Source organism: Calothrix sp. NIES-2098 (genome assembly GCF_963875125.1).
GTDB lineage: Bacteria > Cyanobacteriota > Cyanobacteriia > Cyanobacteriales > Nostocaceae > Aulosira.
Window position 1 is genome coordinate 5,438,349 of record NZ_CAWNKJ010000001.1, and the last position, 21,048, is coordinate 5,459,396.

Sequence of the window (21,048 nt, forward strand, 5' to 3'; positions counted from 1 at the left end):
AGAAAAAACCTCGCTGATTGCAGAGGAACGCAGCGAAGTTTAATAGTTTTATCTTGAGCAAAGATAAATAACAACGAACTATGTTGAAAAGCTACTATAAACTATTGAAACTCCAGGTAATCAATGCTTTCAAAGCATAAAGTTAAACGAGAGAACTTACTTTTTCTTTATGGATGAAGTAGTATGACGCTTGAGATGTTTTCTGTGATGTTTATGCTTAACAACTTTGCCACCATTAGCCTTATTTGCTGCTACATGAGTAGTTTTATGTGTAGTAGCAGCTTCCGCTTGGAAAACTGGTGCAGACATAGCTACAGGGGTAGCGATCGCTAGAGCAATAAGTAAACCTTTAGCTAACTTATTCATCATGGATTTGTGATTTCCTCGATTAATGAACCAACGATTTAACTATCCCAGATTCATATGTCAGTGATTTGTTCTTTCTATGAATTTTTAGTGGATATTTTTACTATAGACTTTGCAGTAATTGTAAATATATTTTTATTTTACCGATGCTGTAATAGTCTAATTGAGCTTAATAAATATTCCTAAATGAAAAACTATGTAAAGGGACATGAACGAAGCTTAAACTATCTTTACTTCTATGACATTACTCATCTGTCAATTTTGTTTGACGGGTGTTTAGTAAGTGCTTTAGTACTTATAAAATCAGGGCTTCAGCCCATACTACGAAACGATCCGCTTCCTAAAGAAAGCAAGCTTTTAAGCTAAATATAATAAATTCACAAGACAAAAAACCTGCTACCGAAGGCAGCAGGCTCAAATGGTATAGTGTGTAGTTACGGGAAAATCAAACAAAGAATTTTCTTTCTGCTATGGAGTGTAGAAATTAGCAGTTACTATTTCTTGGCGAAGGATGTTGTATCAGAACCTCAAACGTTGGTTAGAGAATAGGTTTGTGGTTAATACAACCTAAAAATACAGCCAAACTTGGGAATTAACGCCAACTTCTTTATTTGAGATATTTTGCAATATCTGGGAATAGCAGACCATTATAGTATCGCAAAATAGTGTATTTTAATCTAGCTTTTTATATAAATTTTATATGTAGATTTCTATATTTTTCTCTGAAAAAATTCTTTTTTTAGCTCTATATGTCATCCGATCTTAGTCTATTTTGATATAGAAATCTTATGGCAAATATACCCAAGGCTTCAAAGAAAAAACCTTCATCATAGCAGCAAGCTTAAATAATCAACAGCGTGTTACTAGAGTAAAAACAAATTTGCTAGATGGCTCGCCAGCCTAGGAAATAATTGATAGCAGCCTAATTGGATGACGAAGGAAACAGGAGACAGTTAAGAAAGGAGATAGAGGCTTTTAGAAGCACAATAAAACTTTAGTCAAATTATTTAGGTGAATTTTTTATCCATGTATTAACAATCAAACTATCCCATAGCCATATGTCATAGGTTTGCAATCTCTGTGAAATTTGTATGTCTATTTTTCGGCTGTCAGGAAAATCTAAACAATAAATTATCTAAATTTTTTAACTGTTGCTTTCTCTTTGCTCCCGGCGTTACAGTGTAGGTTTTTCATCAAAGGGTGAGTTAGGACTCTTATTTGAACGCAGAAATCGGCTTTTTCTTCTTGATATTTTTTGTCCTATTCCCGCATGGTTGTCAAAAACCTACACGTGCCAGATGCTTCTTCCCGGCTTTATTTGGAAGCCCCTCAATATTCTTCTAGACAATACTCAAAGCCATTAGGCTTTCTGCCATTTCAAAATTGGAGGTCACATTTTGAACGTCATCTAAACCTTCTAAAGTGTCAATTAACTTGAGAAGCGATCGCGCTTGATCTGGATCGGTAACTTCGACTGTATTACTAGGAATCCAGCGCAATTCGGTATCGGTTACTTGAAAACCTTTGTCGTTGAGGGTTTTGTTGAGAGTCTCTAAATTTTCTATGGCGCTAAATACTTCCGCCATCTCATCTTCGGCCATTTCGTAAGACTCAGCTCCACCTTCTAGAGATGCTTCCAACAGCTGTTCTTCATCAACGACTTCCTGGACTGTACAAACGCCTTTTTGTTCAAACATCCAGCTAACGCAACCTGTTTCACCCAAATTGCCACCATTTTTACTAAAAGCGGCGCGTAAGTCAGCAGCAGTCCGATTGCGATTGTCTGTCAACGCTTCAACTAAAATTGCTACACCACCAGGCCCGTAACCTTCATAGCGAATCGCTTCTAAACTGTTGTTATCTCCGCCAAATGTACCTGCACCTTTTGCGATCGCGCGTTCAATATTATCATTAGGAATCCCCGCTGCCTTCGCTTTATCAATTGCTGTCCGCAGTTGAAAATTTCCTGCTGGATCTGGGATACCGCTTCTCGCCGCAACGATAATTGCCCGTGACAGCTGAGTAAAGGTCTTTGCCCTTTTTGCGTCTACTACTGCCTTTTGGCGTTTAATATTCGCCCACTTACTATGTCCTGCCATAACCTAAACTTAACTCTATTTCAAAATTTAGGATATACGCAGGTTTCACCAAAATGCAAAGGCAGTTGGCAAAAGAGTCCACAGTCAAACTATTGACCATGAACTCTCGATCGCGATTTAAGGGTAATACTCCTCACTTATCCCACAATCTTGCCTATTCAAAAATTACGAAACCTGCGGCAGGAACTTTAACTAATACTGCTTTACCGTTTCTGGCTTCAACTTTGATTTTTTGATCGATTTGTGACTTGTCTGTGGAGTAGATGCAGCGCAATTGATCGCCTTGAGAATGCAGTTCATTATCAATTGTTACCCAGGCGGTCGTGGGCTGGTTATAGTCGGTGTTAATAGCCAGCAAGATTTCCTTGTCACTGAGAATCCGCGACCAGGGAATTACCGATTGCATCCGATTATTATTAAGTATCTGTGGCAGACCAAATTTTACGCCATCTTCTGGGGCGGAAATTTCCCTTAAGTATTGACGACCGCGCTTTAGGGTAATGTGTTGGCTGCGGATGTCGAGAATTTGGGCGAGTTCTCGATAGATAGAACAATCTTCATCGAAGAAATGCATGCCTTTGCTTCTAAATGCACCAAATTCACCTCCAAACATTGCTTCTCGAATGTAGCGATCGCTTTCTTCGCTTCCTCCTTGTCCATCAAAACCCTGTTCGCTGCCATAATAGATGCAGGGAATACCCAAGGTCATGGCATTTAATGCCAATACATTCAAAGCAACTTTGGTGGCATCTGGATCTGCACAAAACCGGGCTTTCTCTCCTCCCTTACGCACCTGATCGTGATCGTCATACATCGTCACAACTTTATCTCTCAACCAAGTGTGAGAGTCTTTATCAAGAAGTACGGAATTGCGGAATAGGCTGAAGTAATCATTGGGATTGCGCCACCCCTTCACTAGGTACTCCAGTTTATCGGGAATATCATCAATGCCTAAAGCCGCGTCCAAACCTGTCAATTCTCTGGTATGGAAAGCCCGTTCCCGCCCGCCAGTAATCTCGCCCACTAAGAAAAATTGGTCTTTGCCAAGACTTTGAGCAAATTCATGGATGGCGGAAGCAAAAAAGCGGGTTGCACCAATATCCATGTGTTTGACGGTATCAATGCGGAAACCATCGAGATCGGCATAGGCAATCCAGAATTTATAAACTTCACAGAGATAGCGGAGTCCGGGAGCAACTTGATAGTTATCTGCATCTCCTGTTCCGTGATGCACGTCCTTTAAGTCACAGAAATCGCCTTCGCGAAACTCTGGATCGTAATCCCAATTGCTGATGTGTCCTTTACACGTAAAAACTGCGGGGTCTTGGAACTCAACTGGCCATACACTATCTAAGCTTTGTGGCCATGTTGCCAGATTTTTGGGATCGGTTTTGGTGAAAGGAAGGGTGGGATGACCTGATAAATCGTTAAATCCCTGTACTTTGTAAGGATTTCCATTCCACGGGGTATCAGAATTCTCATAGCTAAATACGTTGCCTGTGTGATTGAGAATGATATCGAGAATTACATGAATGCCATTTTCATGGGCAACTTTAACTAAATCTCGTAAATCATCGCGGCTACCAAAATGCGGGTCAACTTCTAGAAAATTTTGAATGCCGTAGCCATGATATGTGTCTTGAAACTCAACCTGCTTAAAGATAGGACTGATCCAGATGGCGTTGACTCCCAACCGTTTCAAGTAACCGATTTTGCTGGTTACTCCCTTTAATTTGCCGCCTACATATTTTGTTCCGGCATCACGCCAATGGGCAGCATCCGCCTCTGTTTTGATTGCATTGCTACGAGCAGCTTCTGTAAACATCGGCGTTGTGCCAGTCTGGACAAGGTTTCCGTGATTGTCCTTGTATCCATTCTCATTATCGTCGGAAAATCGATCTAGCATCAAAAAATAAAAGACTCGATCTTCCCAGGCTGTCGGTGATGGGAAAGAACATGGTACTGGGGCGAAAAAGTCTTTTGATTCTTGTGATATGGATTTCAAATCAATTTGGTTGAGGCTTTGATATGCTTGCGTCATAGTCTTTTTCCCAAATACTTTTTGAGATTTCTGGCGATCGCTATTTGCACTGTTGTTTTCTCATCAAGCGCGATCGCATCTCCTCAAGGCAATTTAGTCATCCCATTTCGATATCAACATCCATATTCTTAGCCTGGATTCGCTGGCTTACTGGCCTTAAGCTCCTACTTGTCTATCTTGAAGAGATACCATTAGTTTCCGTCTTCCATTCCGGAATCACAACCGAAGTTAAGGAACTTAAGAACGAACTTAAGAGGTGAGACTACGAACTTAAGTAGGTCGGCACGAACAATTATTGCTACGAAAAGGCAGAAAGCAGTCTCAATGATAAAAAGGTCAGATATCAAAAATTTTTCTCAATTTTAACGAAGTGTTATTGAAATAATTAAGTTGAGAATAGGATGGATTGTTTAATGCAGCAAATATGCATAATTATCACAATTAAAACCATCTATGTTCTGCAATTATTGCTGTTTAAACAATAAAATTTTTTAATTAATTTTAACTGCTTCCTTAGCTGAATGTCTTAATATATCTAGTTTTTTGTCTCTATCTTCCAAGGTAAGCGTTGAATTTTTTGATAATTAGCTAACCTATCATTGATATGATTTTTATGTTAATTAAAGGTTAAGTTATAGTTAAAATAATATTAAATTTGTTTAGTAATTATAGATTCAAAGAACCTTGTAAAATGATTGTCTCCTTCACAATTTCCTTAGATATTTACTCGATAATCAAAGCGTCTTAGTAGAAAGGAACTTTTTTGGCAAGGGAAACAATCATGCATAAGTTAGATAGAAATCGCGAGATTTTATGTAATTACTCAGGTTTGAATCTATCAAATGCTCAAGATTTGTTAAAGACGCTGCAACAGTTGCGGCAGTTGGTGATAGAAGAAGGAGACAAAATTTTTAGCGAGTGGCGATCGCACATTGAAAGGGAAACTTTTCTCAGCAGTAGTAGGAATTTTGCCTATTACTTGGCATTACGGCGACACGATCTGCGTCAGGTGCAAGCGGCTTTGATACCTTGGGGTTTGTCTTCTTTAGGGCGAATAGAAGGGCGGGTATTAGCGAATTTAGATGCAGCGATCGCAACTTTGGGCGCGATATGTCAAGCAGATCCCAATACTCTACCCACTCGTCCGTCACTTGAGGCATTTTTTGAAGGCGATCGCTTGCTGCAACAACATACAGAAGAGTTATTCGGCAATACACGCGATCGCCGTCGCGTCAGAATTATGGTGACTTTGCCGACACAAGCCGCTAACAATTACGAATTCGTGCGGGATTTAATTCAACGCGGATGTGATTGCGTGCGCATTAACTGCGCCCACGATACTGCTGTGCAATGGTCAGCAATGATTACTAACGTGCGACTGGCGATTAGAGAAACCGGATTTCCTTGCAAAATACTCATGGATTTGGCTGGCCCCAAGCCGAGAATTAGCATGGCGATCGCGCCTAAAGCTTCCACACGCTTATACCGAGGCGATTGTATCTTGCTCACGGGAAATTTGCCGACTACAATTTGTTCTGATTGCTTTCAGGCAAATTGCTCTATTCCGGAAGTTTTAAATCAATTAAAAGTTGGCGCTACCGTTTGGATTGATGATGGTAGTATTGGCGCGCAAGTTGAATCTTTAACGCCTGATGGGGTATTGTTACGCATCACCCATGCTAACTTGAAGGGCAACAAAATTCCCCATGAAAAAGGTCTGAACTTTCCCGACACTGATTTAAATCTCAGTCCCCTAACAGATAAAGATTTGCAGGATTTGGATTTTGTCGCCATTCATGCCGATATGGTCGGTTATTCCTTTGTACAGCAACCAGCGGATATTGAGCTTTTACAATGGGAGTTAGAACGCCGACATCCCATAAATCCGCCAGCGATTGTGGCGAAGATTGAAACACCTCAAGCCGTGCGTAATCTTCCAGAACTGATTGTGCAGGCAGCAGGCAAACAACCCTTTGGGATTATGATTGCCAGAGGAGATTTAGCTATTGAAATTGGCTATCAACGTTTGGCAGAAATTCAAGAAGAAATTCTCTGGCTGTGCGAAGCTGCCCATGTGCCTGTAATTTGGGCTACACAGGTTTTAGAAAATCTCGTGAAAAAAGGCATTCCCTCCCGCGCCGAAATCACTGATGCAGCAATGGCAGAACGCGCTGAATGTGTCATGTTAAATAAAGGGCCGTTTATCGCTGATGCCGTGACAATTCTGGATGATGTTTTAACGAGAATGCAAGCACATCAACAGAAAAAGACACCGCAGTTGCGATCGCTCAATTCTTGGTAATTCCCGATTGCATTTCTATTTTGATTTGGTATTAATTAATGCTCATCTGTGCTGATACTAAAATTCCTTTTCCACGCTCCCTAGTTTATGCTACCTATCGAGACAAACTAGTTGAGCTAGTTCCTTATATGCCCAACGTGCGCCACATCGAAGTTAAATCCCGCCGTGAAGTAGATGGCAAAGTTGATAGCGTTAATGAATGGCATGGTGGTAGTGAAATTCCCGCAGCAGCAAGAGCCGTACTGAGTGAAGATATGCTGTCTTGGACAGAATACAATACATGGAAGCAGGCTGAATTTACCCTTGAATGGCGGATTGAAACTCACGCTTTTACAGAAGCAGTCAACTGTTCGGGTGTAAATCGCTTTATAGAAGATGGTAATAATACAGTTATTGAAAGCCGTGGCAAACTAATAATCGATCCAAAGAAAATCAAGGGAGTACCATTTTTCCTCACAGGTACAATTGCCCATGTAGTCGAAGATTTCTTAGGAAAAAATGTCGAACCGAATTTAGTAGCAATGAGTGTAGGGGTAATGCGGTATTTAGAGCAAAACCCTTGATGAAAAGGCAGACGGCAGGGGGCAGAAGGCAGATGTAAGTTGGGTTTCACTACGTTCTACCCAACCTACAAATTCACAGTTAAGTAGTTAAACATAATTAATTACACAATGTCATTGCGAATGTAGCGAAGCGAAATGAAGCAATCGCAAGGGCTGGGATTGCTTCGCTTCGCTCGCAATGACTGTAATTAATTTTGCGTGGTTACTTATCACAGTTAATTAAATTGCGATCGCACTTGAATTTTTCCGCTTAGAACGTTTGCGATCTGATTTTTTCTTCAATCCTACCGCTTGGGCTTCATCGCTATCTGAGCCATATTGCCCGCGGACAACTTCTTTCATCGCCAATACAGTATTGTGAAATTCCCATTCTGCTAATCGCGCCGCATCTGCCGCCGCCCTGTATAAATTTAGCTTCTCAGTTTCGGCTTTTTGCTGCGCCATCATTGCTTGATACGCTTGCTGTAACTTGGCAGCAGAAGCATCAGCACGGTTTGTATCGTAGGCGCTGACAGTTTCCAAACCGTGCCATGAATCTATATCTTGACTAATGGCTTTAGGGGGTAAACGGCGTGTTTGATTTTGGACTGACATAGTAGCATCAGTGGTAAATTACATATTTAATGTACCCATTGTCACAAAAAAACTTATCAGTAAGACAAAAATCTATCGGAGGTAAAAATGCTGTGCCCTGACTGGGTATTGCATCCACATGAAAATCGCATTGTCAGGCGATGCAATTGAATTTGCACCCGATACAATTGAATTTGCACCCGATACAATTGAATTTGCACCCGATGCAATTGAATTTGCATCCGATGCAATTGAATTTGCACCCGATGCAATTGAATTTGCACCCGATACAATTGAATTTGCACTCGATACAATTGAATTGTCAGGCGTAACAATACACTGTAGGGGCACGGCGTCCACAATATTTTCGTATCTCAAATTATCTTACTGGTGCCGTGCCCCTACAAAGAATTTATCTGTCGCCTTCTGCCCTTTGTCTTCACCAGCCCATCATTGACAGCAAAATCTAGCAACACTCTAAAATAGCAACATAATGGCACATACTATAGTATGTATGAATATTTCCTTCACTCCAGAATTAGAGCAATTTATCCAAAGTCAAGTTGCCAGTGGTAAGTATGCTTCGACAGAGGAAGTAATTATTGCGGGTATTAAATTGCTAGAGGAAAGGGAATCTATTTATCAAGGTAAATTTGAGGAATTGCGACGAGAAATTATGATTGGGGTTGAAGCTTCGGAACGCGGTGAAGTTATTGACGCAGAAACAGTTTTTCATCAACTATTTAGCAAAGTTTCCCAATATGGGACGCAAGCGTGATGAACTTTTACCTTTATTACGCAGCTTTCCTGTATCTGCGATCGCATTACAAAATGAAGATGAGTAACAATGCGATCGCTTATAAATAGCCGTTAAGTGCGATCGCACAATGATTGCAGATTTTTACGGATAGTAATTGTGTCGGGATGATTTACTCCTAAAATGCGATCAGCAATTTCCAAAGCTGTTTTTAACAGAGGTTCTGCTTCCGCATACCGTCCTTGGGAATAGTAGAATAATGCCAGGTTGTTGTAACTAGCGGCGACATCGGGATGCTCTTGTCCTAGCAGCTGTTTATTTAGTGACAATGCTTTTTGATACAGAGGTTCTGCTTCACTGTACCGTCCTTGGGAATGGTATAGTCCTGCCAGGTTGTTGTAACTGGAGGCGACCCAAGGATGTTTTTCTCCCAGCAGCAGTTTCTTGAGTGACAATGCTTTTTGATACAGAGGTTCTGCTTCCGCATACCGTCCTTGGGAATAGTAGAGTAATGCCAGGTTATTGTAACTGGAGGCGACCCAAGGATGTTTTTCTCCCAGCAGTTGTTGGTTGAGTGCCAATGCTTTTTTATATAATAGTTCTGCTTCTAAGTAACGTCCTTGAGAATCGTAGAGTGCCCCCAGGTTGTTGTAACTACTGGCAACACAAGGATGTTCTTCTCCCAACAGCATTTGCGCTGTTTGATACAGAGGTTCTGCTTCCGCATACCGTCCTTGGGAATAGTAGAGCATTGCCAGGTTGTTGTAACTTATAGCGACATCAGGATGCGCCTCTCCCAGCAGCCGTTGCCTAAGTGACAATGCTTTTTTATAAAGTGGTTCTGCTTCCGAGTACTGACCGCGTTGTTTTAAGTAGTAGCCAGTTTTAGTAATTAACAAAGCAGCTGTTTCCAACTCAAATTTATACTGCTCCCTCCAATTAATTGCAACTCTCGCATGTGGTAAAAGTCGCTCACAGACCCACCAATTTGCATATTCAGCATCTGGAAAGACTTGTGAAACCGCACAAACTGTTCTTTCTGCCCAAAGACGGCGGTTGTCTTCATCCATCTCGGCTTTTAACACTTCCTGCACTAGGCGGTGAATATCTAAAGTTTTATTAGTCGGGTTGCGGTAAATCAACGAAAACCGTCCCGCTTCTGCGATAACTTTGACAAAATCTAAAGGTTTGTTTGCTAATTGGCTGAGATTTTCCCCTAATTCTGCCGCACCTGCGGTAAAAATTTCTTCAGGAATCCCATCGGCTGCTAAAAACGCGCAAACGCGAATCAAATCGGCTGCGGTTGGGTTGCGTTCTAACACTTTCTCAAAAGCTAGAGAAAAGGTGATGCTAACGCTAGGATGATCGATTGCCAGTTCGCCTCGTTCCGCTAGCAGTCTCGCCCCTTCTTCTCGATAAAATTGCAAATACTCCACCAAACTTGAAGGAGTTTCTTCAATAAACGCTGCTGCTTGATCTAATGCTAGGGGTAAACCATCCATTTCCTGCGAGATGGTTGCTGCTAAATTGCTTTCTTCTTCTGTCGCTGCATCTAACCCCACATCTTCTGCTATCAGTTTGGCACGTCGCAGCAACAACAGCGCCCCATCTTCCGGTTGCAACTGTTTAATTTCAATTCGCTGATATATCCCCGTAGCCTGAGCGCGGGTAGTCAACAACACATAACCTTGATGCGCCCCTGGTAGATACTCCCGTAGCATTGCTATTTCATCGGCGTTATCTATAATCAACAGCCAACCTATATGTGTTGCTAACCACTGTTTAACTGCCGTAACTACTAAGCTTTCATCCTTTTCTTGGCTGATGGGTAACTTGAGTAATTCTGCCAGCTTCACCAAACCCGATACTAATTCTTGCTCTGTAGCTGCCCTTACCCAAAGTATCTGCTGATACTCATCTTTATAACGATAAGCATACTCGATCGCAGTCTGAGTTTTGCCGATACCACCCAAGCCGCTTAATGCTGCTAATTTCTTTGCTAGCAGCGCATCCCGCAATTCTTGCAAAACGTTTTCACGTGCTGTAAAAAACGGGTTACGCGGGTATGGTATATTCCACAATTCTTTAAGTAAAATTTCCTGCTGCGGCAGAGGAATAATTTTTGCCAATTCCTGTTGGAGTAGTTGCAAACCACAACCCGTTGGTGCTTCCGCCCACCTTAATAATGCAGCTACGCGATCGCCTTGGGGTGCTGTCAGTGGTGGAACTACACTATTCGGCGCATCCACTGCAAACAACAACTTATCCAAATCTTGCGGCGTTATCTCATTCAGCAGCTTGATAAGTGCAAAGCGATCGAGTGCAGGTGTAGCCATATTGGAAAGGCAGAGGGCAGAAGGGTTTTTTACTCAGTATAAATTTAAAAGTAGGGTGTGTTGTCGCACAGCGCAACGCACTGTCTAATACCAATTACACAAGCGATCGCTTCGGTTTGCTTTAGCGCTAAAGCGCAACTACAAACCAAGGATGTTATCTAATTGCTGTTGCAACGCTTCCAAACCGCAACCTGTTGGACTTTGTGCCCATCTTAAAAATGCAGCAGCGCGATCGCCTTGAGGCGCATTGTTTGGTGGAATTACACCATTCGGTGCATCAACTGCAAACAACAGCATATCTAACTGCTGCGGCGGTATATCATTGAGTAGTTTAATCAATTTCAGTCGGTCTAATTTAGGCTGAGGTTTTGCAGCTGGCGGCGTAATTGTAGTTGTTTGTGTAATAGTTTCTTGTTTATTTGCCAAGGCAGCTTTTAATGCCGTATTAATTTGGATGATGGGTGTAAGATGCTCTGGAATTCCTTGCAGTTGAATTGCATTGCGACCAAACTTGTAAGCATCTTCTACATTACGTCCGCTACCTAAAGCATCATAAAACCCCACAGCAAAATTAATTGCAGCTTCATCGCCAATGTCTTTACTCATCCCAATTACATAGCCAACGTGCTGAATCATTGCTTTAGCTTGTGCTTGGGAATAACAAGCATTGAGTACAACACCTTCAACTCGTCCTGCAAATAACTCAAACAAATTCGCCAAAGCTTCTGTACTGACTAGTTTACTTTTGCCTTGTTCGTCTTCAAATATGAGTCCTTCATCAACACCATGACCGCAAAAATGCACGATTTGCGGTTCAATATCTAACAATGCTCGGCGTAAATCCTTAATTCTCACAGCCCATCGAGATTGCAACTTAATTTTGTCGCGATATTTAGACAGTCGCAACCCTTCCTCAATCTCACGCACTTCTTCATATAGGCGCAGTCTAACCCGATCTACGGGACTAGCTGCAAGTACAAGAATTGTTTTCACCGCAGGACTATTGCTCATAAACATCCGCATTGAATTGTGAAGTAGTGAGGAGTTTTTAATTGTACGGTCATAAAATAAAAGTGATGATAACAATGAAGGTGAAAATACTATGTCAATTAAATTTTTACCAGACATTGAAGATTTAGTTGAAGGCCTTGGTGTTACAGGTATTGCAGCAATCGTACTTCTACCATTATTTGCACCAGCGATCGCGCGTGTAGCTAGACCAATTACCAAAGCAGCGATTAAACGTGCAATTCTTTTATATGAAAATAACAAAGGAGCGATCGCAGAAATCAACGACGCTTGGGAAGATATCTTAGTAGAAGCCAGAACTGAGCTTGCTGAACAGCCGATGAAGTCAGCTAAACCCATAGAATAAAGTGTGAATGTGTTATGCTGCACGCTAACGCACCATCTAAAACTTGTGGTGCGTTAGGACTTGGAAATTCATTGCAAAATTGGCACTTTATCAATTTCCTCCCAAGGCAAAACACCAATATCTAACCTACCTACATGACCGTAAGCCGCAAGCTTTTTATAAAATCCGCCTTTGACAATTGCAGGCAAATATCTTAAATTAAACTCCCGAATAATTCCTGCTAGGCGGAAATCAAAATTCTTTTCTAAAATTACGGCAATTTCTTCATCATCTATCTTACCCGTACCAAAGGTTTCTACTTGAATGCTTACAGGTCGAGAAAGTCCAATAGAGTAGGTAAGTTGCACCTCACATTCATTAGCTAAACCTGCCGCAACTACATTCTTCGCAGCATAACGCGCTGCATAAGCTCCGACTCTATCTATGCGTGTGGGATCTTTGCCACTCAACGCTGCACCACTGTGGCGAGAATATTCGCCGTAAGTATCAATTGCATTTTTCCTCCCCGTTAACCCCGAATGCACAGAAGGGCCGCCAATCGCAAAGGGATCGTCAGAATCAATAAATATTCTGGTGTTGGCATCGGGTTTCAATTCTTCATCTGCAAACACAACATCAATGACACTTTCTCGCAAATCTTCCTGAAGGCGCTGAAGATTTGCTCCTAATAACTTACTCTGACTGGCAATCAAGGTAATACTATAAATACGATGAGGTTTTTTGTCTTTGTATTCAACTGCAACCTGAGTTTTACCATCAGGTGCAAGGTAAGCTAGTATTTTCTCTTCCCTAACAGTAGTTAGTCTCCTAGCTAATTGATGTGCTAACCAAATCGGCAGTGGCATCAAAGCTTGGGTTTGATTGCAAGCAAAACCGAATACTGTCACTTGGTCTTTGACAGGAATTTGCTCTATCTCTGCTTCAGAAAGTTTTTTTTCATCCCAACAGCGATTCTCACTATGGGGTAATTCCTTCAAGCTAGTCATGATGCTACAAGTCTTAGCATTAAAGTCAGCTTGGTCATAACCAACTTGCTTAATTACCTGTCTCGCTATTTTCGTAAAATCTACAATCGCATCCGACTCAAACCTAGCAGAAATGAAGACAATGGCAGTTGATACAGCGCATTCAGTAATGACTCTAGCAAAGGGATCTCGCCGGAGAAATTGATCGACAATGGCATCGCTGATTTGATCGCAAAGTTTATCAGGATGTCCTTCCGTGACAGATTCCGATGTAAATAAAAAGTCTTTTTTCATAGATTTTTCTCACGCAAAGGCGCAGAGTTGCAGAGAATAGGAGTAAGAATTTGAGCGTTTGAGCAAGAGAGAAATAGCCAGTAGATGTAGGTTGGGTTGAGGAACGAAACCCAAAACTCCAAAGTCTTGTAATTGTTGGGTTTCACTCCGTTCAACCCAACCTACGCATCTGATGTAAACAAAAAGTCTTTTGCCATAGATTTTTCTCACGCAAAGGCGCAAAGGCGCAGAGAATAAGAGTAGGAATTTGAGCGTTTGAGAAAGTGAGAAATAGCCAGAACGCAGCATTAAAGGCTGGAATTATTTTGAATTGGTTTCGTACCTTCATTGACGATAAATGGCAGTAAAGCGCTAGTACCAATGACAGCACCATCGAGAAGATTAATTGGCGTTAAATTAAGTAGTTGTCTGAGTCCTGGGATTACTGCTGCTAATATTTGCAGACCGAAGGAACCGCTCAGAGCTATAGTTAAATATCGATTGGCTGGCAGTTTTTCGGTGCTAAAAATACTGTGTTGCGGCGAACGACAGCTGAGAGTATGTAGCAGTTGTGCCATTGTCAGGCTCATAAAACCGATGGTGCTGGCTTGTGCGCCAATGCCATAACGACTGATTGCATACCCATAGGCTGCTAAGGAACTAACAGAGATTGTGGCTGATTCAAAAATGATTCTTTGAAAATCTGATGTTTTGATAATTCGTTCTTCGGGATTGCGGGGTGGTTGACTCAGTACATCTGGTTCTGGCGGTTCCAAAGCCAAAGCTAATCCGGGGAAGATATCTGTCACTAAATTTAGCCATAAAAGTTGCATCGCAGTTAAAGGCTGACCGATACCTGCGGTTGTCGCTGTCAGCATCACCATGATTTCGCTCATGTTGGTGGACAGCAAAAAATGCACAGATTTTCTGATGTTGTTATAAATTGTCCTGCCATGACTGACAGCAATAATCATGGTTTCTAAATTGTCATTTTCTAAGACAATATCTGCGACTTCTCGCGCTGCATCTGTGCCTGTATGTCCCATTGCGATGCCAACATCAGCAACTTTCAATGCAGGTGCATCATTGATCCCATCGCCAGTCATGGAGACAACTTTATTTGCGCTTTGCAGCGCTTGGACAATTTGTAATTTATTGGCAGGACTTACTCTGGCAAAAACATTAACGCGATCGCACAATCCTTTCATCAACTCTGGGTCAAGGTTGTGGAGGTCGGTGGAATCGAGGATTTCTAATTGCTCGCCCTGGCTGAGATGCAATTCTTTACCGATGGCGTAGGCGGTGGGGCTTTGATCGCCTGTGATCATCACTGTATTAATCCCCGCCTGATGGAAGACACCCATCAAGTCTTTGACGCCATTTCTAATTGGGTCTGCCATGCCAATCAAACCCAGCCAAATCACATCGTGCGGAACGTTACCATTTGTTTGTGCGGCATCAATATGAGTGTAAGCTGCCCCTAGTATCCGCAGTCCCTTCCCAGCCATGACTTCGTTTTCGTTCTCGATGGCAAGTCTATCTGCTTCTGTTAAAGGTACTAACTCGCCATCTTTAATTTGCTGAGTAGACATTTCCAACACTTCGGAAGGACTACCTTTAATTGCCACAAGCTGCTTTTGTCTGCGGTGCGATGATGGGGGACGACCTCGGCGTTTTTTCTTTATTGTCAATGGTTGTAAAGAGCCGATTTCGGTTGTCGCCGCAACCACAGGTACAGTATCAGAAGTCGAGGATAGAGTATCCTGAGGTTTCAGAGAATGCACCGTACTCATGAAATTCTGATGTTCTGAACGGTGGTTAATTCGGCAGCAAGGATAATTTTCTTTGAGTTGGATGACATCTACACCAGCACTAATTGCCAGATAAATTAGTGCATTTTCTGTGGCAGAACCTTTGACTACATACTCGCCATCAGGATTTTGATGAACTTCACTCTCATTGCACAGTACTGATACATGAATTAACTTTAAGAGGCGATCGCAATTGTAAGGGTTAATATCTTGCGATCGGGCAATAAATTTACCATCAGATGTTACTTGAATCGATTGAGTATCTGTATATAGCTCAACCACAGACATCTTATTTTCTGTCAGCGTGCCGGTTTTATCCAAGCAAATTGTTTGTACGGAACCCAAGGTTTCCACCGCATCTAAACGCCGAATCAGGACTTTATGCCGCCTCATGTTGGCTATTCCCAAGGCTAAGGTAGTAGTTGCGATCGTTGGCAAGCCTTCGGGAACCGCAGCCACAGCTAAAGATATGGATGATTTCAGCATCTCCAGCAAACCATATCCCCGCAGTAAACCAATCCCAAAGACCACCGCACACACCGCCCCCGATACCACGACAAGTTGACTACCCGCTTGGTCGAGTTGTTTTTGCATCGGCGTTTCTGGCATTTGGCTTTCGGATACCAAAGTGTGAATTCTACCCATTTCTGTAAATTGTCCTGTAGCAACCACTACAGCCAATCCTTGACCGCCTGTAACTAAGGTTCCCATGTAGACCATATTCACGCGATCGCCAAGCGGTATATCCTGTTTACTCAGCGGTTCGGTGCTTTTGGGAACGGGCAAACTTTCACCTGTTAAAGCCGACTCATCCACGCTCAAACGATTGGCTTCAATTAATCTGGCATCTGCTGCTACATAACTGCCCGGTCTAAGTACGAGAATATCGCCAATTGCAATCTCGCTGGCGCTAATTTCTTGAGAAATTCCATCTCTAATTACCACAGCAGATCGTTTCACCAAATGCTTGAGTGAGTTAATAATCTTTTCTGAGTTGCTTTCTGTGGCGTAGCCAATAACAGCATTAATGAAGACAACTCCCATAATTACTACAGCATCAGCCATTCCCCCAGTAGCGATTGATAGTCCCGCCGCCACACTCAGTAGTCCTACTGGCAAAGATTTAAACTGGTCAATAAAAATACTCAACTTCGAGCGAGTTGTCGATGCGGGTAGAATATTTGCCCCATATTTTTGCAAGTTGGCTTGAGCATTATTACTAGATAATCCGGCTGTTGCTGATGTGTGCAAATCTGCGATCGCCGTTTCTGCTTTTAAGATATGCCAGGGTAAAATTTGTTGCTCCTGAGTAGATGTAGTCAACTTGCGCATCTTACTAGTGAAGTCGCTTCTGTTTGGGAGAGATGGGCTGATAACAGGTGTTTTGGCTAGAGATTTTCTACCTTTTTCGAGGAAATCGCAGACAATAGTTTTGATGAGCGAGGCGATCGCTTGTGGGCTAAAATCTGGTTGGAAAATTACCAGTACATTGCCTGTTAGCGGATTAGCAAAGACATCCCTAATACCTGCTTCATCTTTAAGTCTTAACTCAAGATATTGCTTGAGTGACTGCGAATAATGAAGCTTATCGACCTTATATCTAGCTCTCCCTTTGACAGCAGTATGTATTGCCCGAACAATAGGATTCCTGCTAGGGCGAGAGTTGGGGAAATGATTGTTCATTTTTCCAATTAGCTGAACTTCGCGGCGAGATGAGAGTAATGGATAGACTCTGGTCATTGAGGGAAGGGTTAGGTTCCAGTCTTTTCCCTTTCTCCTCACATTTGCCCTAGAGAAAAATCCGAAATTTTCACACGAAAAGTCAGTTCCTACTTTTTAGAATAATTTGTTAGCTGTAAGTAAGTCGGTGGTAACAACATTTCTTGATAAACTTTTGCACCACAGAGCCGCAGTTAATTAGAGCTAGTTAGATATTTAGGCTGCACTTCTAACGTGAGAATGCAGATAAGTAACCAAGCTAAACCGATAGCATAGCCAACTAGCACATCAGTAGGCCAGTGTACGCCTAAGTAAAGCCGACTAAAACCGATTGCCAAAATTAAGACAGCACTCAAGATTGAAATCTGTTTGCGCCATTGCGGAAATTGCTCTGTCAAAACATAACAAATGAAGCCGTAAATCACCATTGATACCATTGCGTGACCGCTGGGAAAGCTATGTTGACCCACATGAATAATTCGCTCCCACAGTGCTGGACGCGCGCGACCAAAAACTACTTTCAGCAGATAATTTAAGCCGATGGCGCTGGCTGTAGCTAAACCTAAACGAGTAGCGTAGGGACGACGATGATAACGGAGATAAAATTCTACTCCCAAACAAATCACCACCAAAGCTAGGGGATCGCCTAAAGAAGTGATACCAAGCATGAACCGGTCTAGAAGTGGCGTGTGTAGCTTTTGAATGGCTAACAATATGCTTGCATCCAGATTGTATCTGTGCAGCAATGCGGCTGCTAAAGCAAAAGTACCAATTGCTCCCGATGCCAAAATTAATTGATTATTGGCTTGTTTTAACGTTTGTAGTGAATTTTTAGCTTTTTCTACTCCTCTATTAATAGAGGCTGTCTCTAGCGTTAGTTTTCTGACTTCTTTTAGGTAATCTCTGACAATATCTTGCACGAGGAGAGCGATCGCATTTGGGCTAAAATCGGGATGGAAAATCACCAGAACATTTCCTGTCCAAGTACTAGCACTCACTTGGGTGATTCCTTCAGCTTTTGATAACCTAAATCCCAGATATCTTTTAAGACTTTCCGAACCATAAAGTCCCTTCACTTTATATCTAGCTCTGCCTTTAACAGCGCTATGTATGGTTCTGACTAAAAGATTTTCATTGGCAAGTTTATCAAAATTCAAAGTGCCCATGTTTCTACTTACAAGTGGATTAAATACAGGCCAAAAATTGTTCGTTTGTAAATTTTATCGTGTTAGGCGTTCCACCTAAAAGAGTTTACATACTTGAATCTCAGTATTATAAATGTATGAATTCACAGAGAAAATGTCACCTTTTTGCTAACCATAGAAAACATTGCTGCTTTAAGCATTTTCGTCCTTCTAAATTTCCTTAAAAGAACTAATTAAATCAAATCGGTGCAGCTTGGCTTTGAGCATCTAAGCGAACAGATGGCGGCAATTTGTCGCTAGAACGCCATTGTTTATTTGGCAATATAAACACGATCGCAGATTTTAGCCCCTTAATTACGCTTTTAGCACTAGCTAGTATCCGTTCCCAAATATCTGTCTTCACTTCTTTATGTTGAATTGCTGTACGCGCTTTGTTGATGTTACGCGTACCGTCAATTAAGTTGATTAGAGCATCAAAGATGGCTTTGGCAATTGTTTTTGCTGTGACTGGGGCGGGTATTGCTATATTGGGAGCAGTTTGAATGAGATTAACTAGATGCGATCGCATTTGTTCGCCAGAAATTACCTTTGGTTGATAATTAATGACAATCGATGCAGCTGAAAAATTAATTCTTACATTTGTAATCCTAGCGTCTGATTCTATCAATCGCTGAAGTTTATTGGCATACTCCGAATCTTTGGCTAGCCGAGGTATCCGAAAACGAATTCTTCCGGGAATGGCATGAACAACACTATAAGATATATTTGGTATTGGCGTTGCTGTACTAGCTAGGCTCTTATTTGTATTTTTACCTTGTTGACGCTCTACATTGACAAGAACGCGTTCGTGAGAATTACTCAGTTTTTTAGAAGCCATACTGTCCTATTTCAGTTTCAAAATAACAAAAAACAGAGCTAATATTTCAGTATTTCCAGGACATTTGCTTCTAATCTAGCTTTGGCTTTTATCAAGTTTCATTAAGTATCTTTAAGGAGTACTGAGGATATTGCCCTCTTCTCGAAAATAAAAGTTATAAATTATACAGTTTATACTTGGTCGAATCAGATTCCACAATTTTTTTTAAAATTCCACCGCATTCCTATACTTGCAGCCTATTACTAACTATGCATTCTCAAAAAAGCTATATACATTATTAAAATCAGTATTTTTGTTGGCGAGATGGTTTAGAATAAAAATATGGTTAATTTGCCAGGTTTGTAGGATTTAAGTTCTATTAATTACGTATATCTTAAGTAAAAATTAACCTGGCAATAAATTACAGCTAATAGCATCAAGCTATCAACTTTTCGCTCATATATGAGGTGGTAGACATAATTGCCTTAGCTGTGCAAATATATTACTTTGTCATAAAATTGGATAGTAATTAATTTGCTCAAATTTGCAACCAAACTAACTAGGAGATAGCATTTTAAAAATATTACTACAATTGTGAGAGATGCTTCTAGCAAAAGTTCTCTAAGCAGAATAATATAGAACAGCTTGCTTAGGAACTAGTCCAAACTAGGCATGGCACTGAGGTAAAATTTGAAATGCTTTCTATTTAAAGCTTTCAGTTTTATAAATAAACAAAATCTTGGACGAATTTAATCATTCCCCATTCAAAGTGAGTTTTTTATGATTAACGGGCCTTTGTTTGAAGCACCACGTAACCAGCGAGCTACTGTCATTCGTTCAAGTAATGAATTTGTGCTGATAGAATGGCTAAAGTCTAATGGTCGCTTAATAGCGCGTGAAACTCAAGATGCTGAATATCTCAATCAAGTAGAAGAAATCTCAGAGATGATCGATCTTGACGATCTGCCTTTCGATCATGATGATGATGACAGCGATATCGAATTAGATGATTAGTCATTGTCTTGGACGATTAATAATTCATTGTTTTTGTCAAACTTCTTCTCATAAGAGTCGGTGAAGGGGGAAAAGGAAAAGGGGAGAAGTTTAAATTTACCCTTTACACTTTCCCCTTTTCTCTTTGCTAGGTACGTAATTCTTCAGTATAATTAATCGCATAGATTTAATTGTACGTAAAAAATATTGGCGATCGCTCCTTACATTTAAATATCCGCCGCTATTTCACCACCGCCTGTTGAAAAGTCTTAATAGCATCCACATGATTCACCATATTGATGCAACGTAACAACAAATCCAGATCGATCCCTTTCACCTCTTCACTAATGGAAAGCTTTTCATAATTAAGTGCATTACCCTCTCCCCGCAGGTGATAGACCTCTAAAACGCCATCTTCCCAAAACCACACTTCCTTTATCTTCAGCCGCTTGTATGCTTCTAACTTGTCGATTCCGCCACTGGTAAACACCACCTCAATTGCCAAATCAGGACGCACTCGACCAGGAGCAAGTTTATAAGATTCATCCGCCTCTCGCTTGACAGCACCCGCTTCACTTTCCAAGGTCATTGAGCCAGTTGGCGTAAAGTCAAATCCTGCTATGAGCAAGTACAGTTCCACCAATGCGGCAATTCTTTTCTTAACGGTTTCGTGTGGTTCTCCTGGCATTCTGCGTATCTCCAAAACACCGTCTAGGAAAGACAGCCGATATCCCGGACGGTCTAACAATTGCTCAACAGCTTTAAACTCTCTCCAGGTCAGTCCCTCAAACAAAAGGGGTGATTCCTTTCCCGGTTTTGCAATCGTTGCTGGGGTCATAAGAGTCTCCAGTCTGTTTCCAGATGAGAAATAATT

The 21,048-nt window shown here is 41.5% G+C and carries 17 protein-coding genes; 5 read left to right on the top strand and 12 right to left on the bottom strand.

What is annotated here, in order from left to right; genetic code table 11:
• Positions 1-156: 156 nt before the first annotated feature.
• From AACU33_RS22890 to AACU33_RS22900, 3 genes are all read right to left on the bottom strand, one after another.
• The gene (locus AACU33_RS22890) at positions 157-369 is read right to left on the bottom strand and encodes a hypothetical protein (protein ID WP_096590840.1); all 213 of its coding nucleotides are present in this window, start codon (positions 367-369) and stop codon (positions 157-159) included.
• Positions 370-1,706: 1,337 nt separating this feature from the next.
• A complete protein-coding gene (locus tag AACU33_RS22895) occupies positions 1,707-2,465 on the bottom strand; it encodes a YebC/PmpR family DNA-binding transcriptional regulator (RefSeq protein ID WP_096590842.1) in 759 nt (252 codons plus the stop codon).
• Positions 2,466-2,619: 154 nt separating this feature from the next.
• Positions 2,620-4,506, bottom strand: coding sequence for an alpha-amylase family glycosyl hydrolase (locus tag AACU33_RS22900; RefSeq protein ID WP_096590844.1), 1,887 nt, complete (start codon positions 4,504-4,506; stop codon positions 2,620-2,622).
• Between the two features lie 781 nt (positions 4,507-5,287).
• Here AACU33_RS22900 and AACU33_RS22905 point away from each other — a divergent pair.
• The gene (locus tag AACU33_RS22905; RefSeq protein ID WP_096590846.1) at positions 5,288-6,808 is read left to right on the top strand and encodes a pyruvate kinase; all 1,521 of its coding nucleotides are present in this window, start codon (positions 5,288-5,290) and stop codon (positions 6,806-6,808) included.
• 38 nt (positions 6,809-6,846) lie between these two features.
• Complete coding sequence (locus tag AACU33_RS22910; RefSeq protein WP_096590848.1) at positions 6,847-7,371, top strand: hypothetical protein; 525 nt, start codon at positions 6,847-6,849, stop codon at positions 7,369-7,371.
• A gap of 219 nt (positions 7,372-7,590) precedes the next feature.
• On the opposite strand, the gene AACU33_RS22915 is transcribed toward AACU33_RS22910, so the two are convergent.
• Positions 7,591-7,965: a hypothetical protein gene (locus tag AACU33_RS22915; RefSeq protein WP_096590850.1), complete on the bottom strand. Its 375-nt coding sequence runs from the start codon at positions 7,963-7,965 to the stop codon at positions 7,591-7,593.
• A 72-nt stretch (positions 7,966-8,037) separates the two neighbouring features.
• Positions 8,038-8,304: a hypothetical protein gene (locus AACU33_RS37630; RefSeq protein ID WP_445291796.1), complete on the bottom strand. Its 267-nt coding sequence runs from the start codon at positions 8,302-8,304 to the stop codon at positions 8,038-8,040.
• A gap of 154 nt (positions 8,305-8,458) precedes the next feature.
• Between AACU33_RS37630 and AACU33_RS22925 the strand changes: the two genes are divergently transcribed.
• Complete coding sequence (locus tag AACU33_RS22925; protein WP_096590854.1) at positions 8,459-8,722, top strand: type II toxin-antitoxin system ParD family antitoxin; 264 nt, start codon at positions 8,459-8,461, stop codon at positions 8,720-8,722.
• Positions 8,723-8,814: 92 nt separating this feature from the next.
• On the opposite strand, the gene fxsT is transcribed toward AACU33_RS22925, so the two are convergent.
• Complete coding sequence (fxsT, locus tag AACU33_RS22930) at positions 8,815-11,037, bottom strand: FxSxx-COOH system tetratricopeptide repeat protein (protein ID WP_096590856.1); 2,223 nt, start codon at positions 11,035-11,037, stop codon at positions 8,815-8,817.
• 138 nt (positions 11,038-11,175) lie between these two features.
• A complete protein-coding gene (locus tag AACU33_RS22935) occupies positions 11,176-12,048 on the bottom strand; it encodes a CHAT domain-containing protein (protein WP_339376224.1) in 873 nt (290 codons plus the stop codon).
• A 91-nt stretch (positions 12,049-12,139) separates the two neighbouring features.
• Here AACU33_RS22935 and AACU33_RS22940 point away from each other — a divergent pair, with 91 nt between their 5' ends.
• Complete coding sequence (locus tag AACU33_RS22940; RefSeq protein ID WP_096590860.1) at positions 12,140-12,412, top strand: DUF5132 domain-containing protein; 273 nt, start codon at positions 12,140-12,142, stop codon at positions 12,410-12,412.
• A gap of 68 nt (positions 12,413-12,480) precedes the next feature.
• On the opposite strand, the gene metK is transcribed toward AACU33_RS22940, so the two are convergent.
• From metK to AACU33_RS22960, 4 genes are all read right to left on the bottom strand, one after another.
• Positions 12,481-13,671 carry a methionine adenosyltransferase gene (gene metK, locus AACU33_RS22945; RefSeq protein ID WP_096590862.1) on the bottom strand — a complete coding sequence of 397 codons (1,191 nt, stop codon included), beginning with the start codon at positions 13,669-13,671 and terminating at the stop codon, positions 12,481-12,483.
• A 287-nt stretch (positions 13,672-13,958) separates the two neighbouring features.
• On the bottom strand, positions 13,959-17,144 hold the full coding sequence (locus AACU33_RS22950) for a cation-translocating P-type ATPase (protein ID WP_339376514.1): 3,186 nt from the start codon (positions 17,142-17,144) through the stop codon (positions 13,959-13,961).
• Positions 17,145-17,374: 230 nt separating this feature from the next.
• Entirely contained in the window at positions 17,375-18,346 is a 972-nt protein-coding gene (locus AACU33_RS22955) for a phosphatase PAP2 family protein (RefSeq protein ID WP_096590868.1), read from the bottom strand.
• A gap of 217 nt (positions 18,347-18,563) precedes the next feature.
• Positions 18,564-19,202 (bottom strand): HMA2 domain-containing protein, encoded by a 639-nt coding sequence (locus AACU33_RS22960; RefSeq protein ID WP_096590870.1) that lies wholly within the window; start codon positions 19,200-19,202, stop codon positions 18,564-18,566.
• 759 nt (positions 19,203-19,961) lie between these two features.
• Here AACU33_RS22960 and AACU33_RS22965 point away from each other — a divergent pair.
• Positions 19,962-20,195: a DUF3134 domain-containing protein gene (locus tag AACU33_RS22965; RefSeq protein WP_096590872.1), complete on the top strand. Its 234-nt coding sequence runs from the start codon at positions 19,962-19,964 to the stop codon at positions 20,193-20,195.
• 220 nt (positions 20,196-20,415) lie between these two features.
• Here AACU33_RS22965 and AACU33_RS22970 read toward each other — a convergent pair whose 3' ends face one another.
• Entirely contained in the window at positions 20,416-21,012 is a 597-nt protein-coding gene (locus AACU33_RS22970; RefSeq protein ID WP_096595354.1) for a Uma2 family endonuclease, read from the bottom strand.
• Between the last annotated feature and the right edge of the window lie 36 nt (positions 21,013-21,048).